7 protein-coding genes and 1 other RNA gene are annotated in these 9,103 nt (G+C 43.0%); 2 read left to right on the top strand and 6 right to left on the bottom strand.

The window, feature by feature from the left end:
• Positions 1-32 precede the first annotated feature (32 nt).
• Together A5294_RS05355 and A5294_RS05350 are read left to right on the top strand one after the other, a co-directional pair.
• Positions 33-299: an HPr family phosphocarrier protein gene (locus A5294_RS05355; RefSeq protein ID WP_004104751.1), complete on the top strand. Its 267-nt coding sequence runs from the start codon at positions 33-35 to the stop codon at positions 297-299.
• Between the two features lie 99 nt (positions 300-398).
• Positions 399-1,478: a LacI family DNA-binding transcriptional regulator gene (locus A5294_RS05350; protein ID WP_004104752.1), complete on the top strand. Its 1,080-nt coding sequence runs from the start codon at positions 399-401 to the stop codon at positions 1,476-1,478.
• A gap of 12 nt (positions 1,479-1,490) precedes the next feature.
• On the opposite strand, the gene A5294_RS05345 is transcribed toward A5294_RS05350, so the two are convergent.
• From A5294_RS05345 to A5294_RS05320, 6 genes are all read right to left on the bottom strand, one after another.
• On the bottom strand, positions 1,491-2,669 hold the full coding sequence (locus tag A5294_RS05345) for a DNA polymerase III subunit delta' (RefSeq protein ID WP_064340641.1): 1,179 nt from the start codon (positions 2,667-2,669) through the stop codon (positions 1,491-1,493).
• 54 nt (positions 2,670-2,723) lie between these two features.
• Positions 2,724-3,428, bottom strand: a complete 705-nt coding sequence (gene tmk, locus A5294_RS05340) for a dTMP kinase (protein WP_064340640.1) — start codon at positions 3,426-3,428, stop codon at positions 2,724-2,726.
• A gap of 48 nt (positions 3,429-3,476) precedes the next feature.
• Positions 3,477-6,332, bottom strand: coding sequence for a type I DNA topoisomerase (topA, locus tag A5294_RS05335; protein WP_064340639.1), 2,856 nt, complete (start codon positions 6,330-6,332; stop codon positions 3,477-3,479).
• Between the two features lie 131 nt (positions 6,333-6,463).
• On the bottom strand, positions 6,464-7,780 hold the full coding sequence (locus A5294_RS05330) for a phosphatase PAP2 family protein (protein ID WP_064340638.1): 1,317 nt from the start codon (positions 7,778-7,780) through the stop codon (positions 6,464-6,466).
• Between the two features lie 45 nt (positions 7,781-7,825).
• Positions 7,826-7,922, bottom strand: an RNA gene (gene ffs, locus A5294_RS05325) — signal recognition particle sRNA small type.
• Positions 7,923-7,963: 41 nt separating this feature from the next.
• Positions 7,964-9,103 (bottom strand): inositol-3-phosphate synthase (locus A5294_RS05320; protein WP_231880201.1); only part of this gene is annotated, 1,140 nt, incomplete at its 5' end.

Genomic DNA, 9,103 nt, shown 5'->3' with positions numbered 1-9,103 from the left:
GAATTTGTTAATTATTATTCAAAGGAGAAAAAATGGCAATTGCAACTCGTACTGTTACTATTGAAGACCCAGTTGGAATACATGCTCGCCCAGCGTCAGAATTTTCTCAAGCCGCAATGTCCTCAAATTGCATTGTAACGATTGCGAAAGGCGAAGGTGCCCCTGTAAGTGCGAATAGCATTCTTTCAATTATGGGATTGGGCATTACTAAAGGAGATTCAATCACAATTACCGTTGATGGTGAAGACGCTGAAAATGTAGCTAACAATCTTGTCGACGTAGTCACGAAAGGCGAATAATATAAATAAATAAGTGTACATAAACTGACAAATAAATAATATTCAATTTGCGGTGCTGTTTACCAATAATTACAGCACCGCACTTATTCGGGGGCAGATATGACAAATCAAACTAATCAAAACGCCTCCATAACTCATGTAGCAGCTCTTGCAAAAGTTTCAATTGCAACAGTATCTCGTGTACTTTCTGGTAGACGAGCCAAAGATGACGATATCGCAAAACGCGTAAGAAAAGCTGCAGAGCAGCTTAATTATTCAGTAAATTATGCAGCAAGCGCATTAAGAAGTGACACAACTAATACAATCGGCGTAGTAATGGGCACAAGCAACGTAGATGATTCATTCAGCGTAAATATGCTTTCTGCATTGGATGAAGCAGCTCATGAAATAGATAAAATACTTCTTGTTGGAACTGGAAAAGACACAGAAGCTCAAGAAGAACGCATAGAAGAGCTTATTGGTCATAATGTTGACAGTCTTATTGTTATGCCATCTAACAATAGTGATTTAACAAAAACACTTGAAAACTACGTTGACAATCTTCCCATTGTGCAAATTGGTGGCACTACTACTTCATTCCACGTGAATTGGGTTGGCATGGATCAAGAATCAATGATGGAAGCCGCTTTGATACATCTTTCGCATCACGATGCCCATAATATTGCTTATTTAAGTGGAAATGTTGACTCCACACAAAGTGCAAACTTATTTGCCAATTTTCAGACTGCTGCAAGCCGATTAAGTTTACTTTCTGAGCCAGATTGGACAACTTTTGGAGAACTTACTTATCAACGTGGATTCAAAGATACAATGCGGCTTTTTTCTGATTCTACCGCTAAACAATCTCGCAAACCAGACGCTGTTATTTGCGCAAATGACGCTGTCGCACTTGGAGCACTTCTAGCTTTAGATGAGCTTTCTTTGCAAGTTCCGCAGGACGTTCTCGTAATAGGTTACGGAGATAGCAGACAGGCAGAAATATCTGAGCCAAAGCTTTCTTCAATCCGTCCTCCGTATCAGCAAATTGCGCGCGAAGCAATCCGCCTAACCGCTGTTAACAAATCAGAGCAACATTGGTTACCTGCACATATGGAGTTTAGACCGGAAATCATGCGACGCGAATCAACAAATTCACCAAGAATAGGCACAAGCGATATGTCACTTCCGTGGAGGATATGATACTTTTGTATTTTATTGACTTTGCAAAAGTGAGCAAAATAGTGCTTCAAAAACAAGAGTTGTGTTACCATTTCTCGAAAGCCGACGACGAGTAGTAGCAATGCTGTCAACACAATCCAATGCACTACTTGCTGTCATGCTTTGTGCCAACTGGACAATTCTAGACTTGTATTCCTGATTTATAATCGGCGAAGACTTTTGCGCTTCGTTAATAACAACTAAAACATCTCTATACACGCTATCGATTGCGTCAAGAGAACGGCATAACACGTCGCGGCTTACACGAGTTACTTTACGTTTTATATCATCCTTTTTCCCAATTGCATTGTAGCTTGCGCGCAATTTGGGCGGAATGCGATCCTCATCGCCTAATCCGTTAATTCTACGAAATTCTTTTTGTTGAGCCTCAACATTTCGCTGAACCTCATCTTCTGCTTGTGATTTTGCATCGTCAATAAGCATTGCAGCAAGCATAATTGCGTCGGCAGCATCATGCATACGGAGCAATCCTGCAATAAGCTCATCTCGCCTACTTAAAGCACGCTCATCGCTTGCGTAGATAAAAGCAGTTGCTATATTTCCTTGAGAAAGCCTGGCTGCACGATTTGCTAGCTTATTATCCGCATCCGTTTTTTTAGTAAGATATTCTGCTATAGACTGCTCGTTTGGAGTAGCTAATTGCACAAGTTGCGTACGCGAACGAATTGTTGGAAGCACATCCATAACACTTGAAGCGCATAAAAGCCAAATCGTATGCTCGCTTGGCTCTTCAATCTCTTTAAGAAGAACGTTTGTGCTACGTTCCAACATTCTGTCAACATCTTCAATAATTATGATTCGCCAAGGAGCAGTGCTAGGCATCTGCTCAGAAATCCCAATTGCCTCGCGTACATCGTCAATACTAAGAGTTACGCCTTTTGTTGCAAGCGTATGCACATCAGGATGCGATCCTGCTAAAACTTCTTTGGCAGTTTTACTAAGCTCATTTTCGCCGCTAATTCCATCACTGCCTTCTCCATGATCCGGACTTTCGAGAGCTGCAGCGAAAGCGCGCGCAACTTGCGCACTACCGAAGCCAGCAGCTCCGCAAATCAGCCAAGATTGCGCTATTTTGCTAGCATCCGCACAAGCAATTTTTCGCAATCGCGAAACTACCTGTTCTTGCCCAATAACGCTATCCCACACACTCATCGCTTCACCCCCTGCATAGCTTCTTTACTTCTTCACTTTATAAAATTCGCCACTTTATTTAGTTTCAATTTCTTCAATTAAGTTATGTACGTCTTGCACAATAAGTTCAGATAATGATTTCGCTGAGAACGTTGCATCTAATACGCGATAACGATCTGCAGATTCCTGCGCTAAATCTAAAAATGCTTCTCTAGTGCGACGTGCGAAATCTATTCCAGCTGATTCCATGCGATCTTGCTCACGATGCAAACGCTTAAAAGCATCTTCCGGCTGCATATCTAGCAAATAAGTGCGATTAGGCCACAGCGAATCCGTTGCCCACTCACTTAAAGTTCGCACATCATCCATAGTCAATTCGCGACCGCCTGCTTGGTAAGCAAGCGAAGAATCAATATAACGATCCGTTATTACTACTGCACCACGGCTAAGTGCAGGGCGAATTACTTGCGCAACATGCTGTGCACGATCCGCAGCAAAAAGCAAAGCTTCTGTTCTGGCAGATACACTCGTGCCATGCAAGAGTATTTCGCGCAAAGTTTTACCCAACTGCGTACCGCCAGGCTCACGCGTCACTACAACTTCTCGCCCCGAAGATTGCAAATAATCCTTAAGAGCCTCAACTTGCGTAGTTTTGCCAACGCCATCAATGCCCTCAAAAGAAATAAATAAGCCTTTATTTGCATAAGATTGCTCACTTCTGCAGCCGCAGTTTCCTCCGCAAGCGCAGCCATCAGAGAAATCGTCATTCTTAGATGCCATATTTTTTGACTCCATATGCAAGGTTTATTTAATCTTTAGATTTCATTCCTATGCTTTTTTAGCGGTAGATTTCTTTGAAGTAGTCTTCTTTGTAGAAGTTTTCCTTGCGGTAGATTTTTTCGCAGTAGACTTCTTTTCAGAAGATTTTGCAGTGCTCTTAGTCGCGCGCTTTTTGCGTTTTACGGGACCTGCGGCACGCTTTTGCGCCAAAAGTGCAAATGCATCCTGCGGATCAATCGATTCAGGCGTATACTGCTTTGGCAAAGTGCGATTCGTTTCGCCATCAGTAATATAAGCTCCGTAGAAACCATCCTTAATCACTACTGGCTTCCCAGTTTCAGGATCTGCACCAAGCTCACGAAGAGGCGGCTTGGCGGCACCACGAGTACGCTTACCGTACTTTGGTTGCGCAAATAAATCTTTCGCTTCTTGCAAAGTAACAGTAAAAATAGTATCTTCACTAGAAAGAGATCGCGTATCCGGCTTAGATTCCACAGTTTCTCCAGCAGAAGTATCTACAGCAGAATATGTTTTAGTTAAATATGGACCGTAACGACCATTATTTGCTTCTATACGAGCTAGTTTTACAACGCCTTCGGCATCAACTTCTTCATACTCACCAACCAAACGTGGCAAATTCAAAAGTTGCAACGCTTCTTGCAAAGTCAAAGTCGCTGGATCCATGGTTTTAAACAAAGAAGCCATTTTTGGACGAGCCTTAGAAGACTTAGAAGCCTTAGAAGATTTAGAATCTTCCGCATTATTCTGCTCTTCTACCAGTGCCACGTACGGCCCAAAACGACCGTTGCGCACTTCTACGTTCCCACCCGTTTCTGGATCTACTCCAAGCACACGTGGACCTTCAGCATTATTCTCAAGCAATTCTCGAGCAGCATCAACAGTTAACTCATCTGGAGCTAAAGTTTCTGGCAAAGAAGCGTGACGAGGGTTGCCTTCAGCATCAAGATTCTTAATGTCTTCCAAGTAAGGACCATAGCGTCCAATACGCACATGCAAACCATCGCCAATGTCTATGGTATTTATTTCACGCGCATCAATTTCACCAAGCTCTGCAACCTGCTGTTGCAAACCAATATGAGCTTCATCAGCGGAATTAGCGGCACCTTCACCAGAACCGAAATAGAACCTAGTTAACCAATCGCGACCGGTTTCTTCACCGTGCGCAATTCTGTCCAAACCATTTTCCATATCAGCAGTAAACGCGTAATCAACATACTTCGGGAAATTCGCTTCCAAAAGCTTAATTACAGCAAAAGCAAGCCAAGAAGGAATCAATGCACGTCCACGCTCATAGACGTATCCGCGATCAATAATTGTGGAAATAATCGTTGCGTAAGTAGAAGGGCGGCCTATTTCCTTAGCTTCCAAAGTTTTAACTAAAGAAGCTTCAGTATATCTTGCAGGAGGCTGAGTTTCGTGAGAATCCGCACTAACACTTTTAGCTTCAAGAATATCCCCAGCTTGCATTTGAGGAAGCGCCTTATCGCTTTCACCTTCAGATGCATGTGCATTGCCAAAAACCTTCATAAAACCAGCAAAAGTAATTACTGTTCCAGAAGCTTGGAACAAAGCTTCTCCATATTCTCCAGCAGAAGCATTTAACTTAACAGTTGCTGTAAAACCTGTAGCATCAGCCATTTGTGACGCAAGGGTTCGTTGCCAAATAAGCGTATACAATTTCAGCTGATCCGCAGGTAATTTATCTGCAAGCTCGTCCGGGCTTAAGAAACGCGCTCCAGCAGGGCGAATACATTCATGAGCTTCCTGCGCTCCTGCAGACGTAGTTGCATACTGCTTAGGAGATTGCGAAACATACTCGTCGCCAAACGCTGCACGAGCGGCACTACGCGCAGCTTCGATAGCTTCTTTGGAAAGCGTTACGGAATCCGTACGCATGTAAGTGATATAGCCGTTTTCGTATAAAGATTGCGCAGCTCGCATAGTTTGGCGAGAGCTCATTGAAAGTCGGTTTCCAGCAGTTTGCTGCAAAGTTGATGTAGTAAAAGGTGGCAAAGGACGACGACGATACGGCTTCGTTTCCATAGAGTCAACTACAAAATCTGAATTTTCAAGAGCTTTAGAAAGCTTAGATGCAAAATCAGCGTCAACATGCAAAGCTTTTTGTGATTCATCTTTTGTAGAAACCAACTCACCTTTTGAATTGAAATCTTTAGAACCAGCCAGACGGCGACCAGAAAGCTCGCTCATGCGCGCTTCAAAATCAACACTTTCACCATCTGAGCCTTTAGAACTTAAAATCGCGCTAATATCCCAGTAAGACGCCTTAGTAAACGCCATACGCTCGCGTTCACGCTCAACAATCAACCTAGTAGCAACAGACTGCACGCGTCCAGCAGAAAGACCAGGACCAACTTTTCTCCACAAAACAGGAGAAAGCTCATATCCATACAAACGGTCTAACACACGACGAGTTTCTTGCGCGTCAACCATATTGTCGTCAACATTTCGAGTATTACTAAGCGAGGCTTGAATTGCATCCTTAGTAATCTCATGAAACACCATGCGCTTTACTGGCACAGTTGGCTTCAATGCTTCTACCAAATGCCACGCAATAGCTTCACCTTCGCGATCCTCATCAGTTGCCAGATATAATTCGTCAGCTTTTGCGAGCGCAGACTTTAAATCGGAAACAGTTTTCTTTTTATCTGAGCCAACTACGTAATATGGTGCAAAACCATGATCGACATCTACACCAAACTTACCAAACGCCGCTTTGCGTGAGGCTGGAACTTGGCTTGGCTGAGCGAGATCGCGAATATGCCCAACTGAAGCCATGACGGTATATCCATTTCCTAAATACCCGCCAATTTTTCGCGCTTTCGTGGGAGACTCCACAATGACTAGCTTATTCTGTGCTGCCATATTCGCTCCTTTCCTAACACAATCGAACATATAATTCCGAACTATATGTTTCACGCTAACTGTATCGCAACTTAAGTTATACGTCTATTACATTCCACCTCGGTGGATAAAAGCAGATAGAGTAGACAATATTACTTAGAAGCAGATGGAGGCGTCGGCGGAGCGCCTACTAATCCAAGCCTACTCAACGGCGAAGCTGTAGAGTGACGCATTACCATAATTACGCCAAAAACAAGCAAAGACACGCCTATAATCAGCCAATAAGTTGCTACATAAGATACGCTTGCAGCCCATTGAGCAAAAATATCAACACCAGGAAGAATTTGCCATATTAAATAAAGTGCATACAAACACGCCAACACACCAATCGTAATCATAGAGCTTCCTACAATTTGAACGCTAATTGAGGAACGTCGATAAGCTGGCATATCCATTCCACTACTGCGAGTGCATGCGAGCATAATAAGCGTTACAGCACCAACGATAAGTAATGACATAAGAACGTCAGAAACTCTATGCCAATGTGCTGCAATCAAAGAAAGTTCCACAAGAACGCTTATAAAAGCTGCAACTACTGACGCCCATGCGCGCCAAACACGCGAAACTACACAAATAAGCAACGCACATGATGCAGTAATAAGTAGGGTATGACCTGAAGGTGCTGAATTTGCAGACAAATATTCAATACTTATAAGCATTGGGCGCGGAAGAATTTTTTTCAATGGTTCAGCAGCAGCCGAAAGAATAATAATTCCAGCACATTGACCAAGAAGCCACCAACGTTTACGAATACAAACTACTATGAGTGAAACAAGAGCAATTATTATGCCAGTAATTATAACAACCATAGAAACGCTTATAGGTCGCAAGCAAAATGCAAGCCAAGACGGCATACCATGAGAGCCAAATCCGTCAATTACCATTTCTTCATAGCTTTGACCAAGTACTGTTTGCACACTAATAAACCATATGAACGCAGCAGAAGCCAGGAAAACAATTGCAATAGCAACACACCACAATATGGTAGATATTCGAGGACGCTTTACGAGCGGATCAAGCTGATCAATATCATCTGCATCCGATGAAGAATCTTCAGAAGATAACTGATTAGTTGAATACGACAAATCAGACAAATCAGACAAATCAGACAAATCAGATTGACGTTTAGTTTGTTTCACAAACTGTTTTACAGACTGTTTAGAAGATTTCTCTTCAGTATTTTCTGGAAATAAAGGCGATATTTTTTCGTCATTATCCTCAGATGAGATTGGAGAAAATGGCGTAATCGTATTAATCGAATCCAAAGGATGCGAATAGTCACTACCTTCACTGTTGCGATTAACATCTTGCGAAGTTCCACCTACCGGCAGCGCATCATTTTTCTCAGCAGAATCATCATGCTGATTGTCAATGCTATTGGATTGAATTCCTGCAAATTCTTCACTCATACTTTAGACTTTACGACAGTATTTACGACCGCGCTAGTTTTACGCATAATAAAACCTCCGCGCACCCACCAGAGGCCACTTACCCTTGCTGCATTTCTGCCCTGGGGGGATTGGGTGACTTAGTGCCACACGGAGGCTTTATCTATATTACACGATTTTCGCTACATGTCGAGTAGTAATAAATTATGCGCGCCACACACTCTTGCCATGTTCTTTTGCAAATTCAGTATCTTCATCAAGCTGAGACTCGTTAGCTTCAACATCACCAGCAATATAGCGTTCAACTAATTGGCGAGCTTCACTATCTTCATGCTGAACTGCAGGAGACTTCATAAAGTATGAACTTGGAGCCAAAACCGGACCAGAAAGCTTGCGATCCAAAGCAATTTTTGCGGCTCGAACAGCATCGATAACAATTCCGGCAGAATTTGGAGAATCCCAAACCTCAAGCTTGTACTCCAAATTCAAAGGAACATCACCAAAAGTAGTACCTTCCAAACGCACGAAAGCAAACTTGCGATCATCCAACCAAGCTACGTAGTCTGAAGGCCCAATATGAACATTATGCTCATCCATTTCATGAGGCACGATTGAAGTTACTGCACGAGTCTTAGAAATCTTTTTAGACTCAAGTCTTGAACGCTGAAGCATGTTCATAAAGTCCATATTTCCGCCAACATTCAGCTGATACGTGCGATCCAAACGCACACCGCGATCCTCAAAAAGTCGAGCCATAACGCGGTGAGTAATAGTTGCACCTACCTGACTTTTAATGTCATCGCCAATAATAGGAACTCCTGCATCACGGAATTTTTGTGCCCACTCAGGATCAGAAGCAATGAAGACTGGCAGGCAGTTTACAAATGCACAGCCAGCTTCCATCGCAGCAGTCGCATAAGCTTTATCGGCTTGCTCAGATCCTACTGGAAGATAAGAAACAAGCACATCCACATGCTTATCTCGCAAAACTTGAGCAACGTCAACAGGTTCAGCCTCGGACTCATCAATCATTTCACGGTAGTAATCACCAAGACCGTCATAAGTTGGACCACGCAATACTTCTACACCCAAATTTGGTACATCAGCAAAACGAATTGTGTTATTTTGTGAAGCGCCAATTGCTTCACTTAAATCATGCCCAACCTTTAGAGAATCAACATCAAACGCCGCAACAAACTCAATATCGCGCACACGATACTGACCAAATACAGCGTGCATCAACCCTGGAATTTTCTCACCGTCATCAGCGTTTTTGTAATATTCAACGCCCTGAACCAGCGACGAAGCACAATTGCCGACACCGGCAATGGCGACGCGGATGCT

The sequence above is a fragment of the Gardnerella sp. 30-4 genome (assembly GCF_001641215.1).
GTDB lineage: Bacteria > Actinomycetota > Actinomycetes > Actinomycetales > Bifidobacteriaceae > Bifidobacterium > Bifidobacterium leopoldii.
The sequence above is the reverse complement of the archived record's forward strand: the minus strand, read 5'-3'. Positions and strand labels throughout refer to the sequence as shown.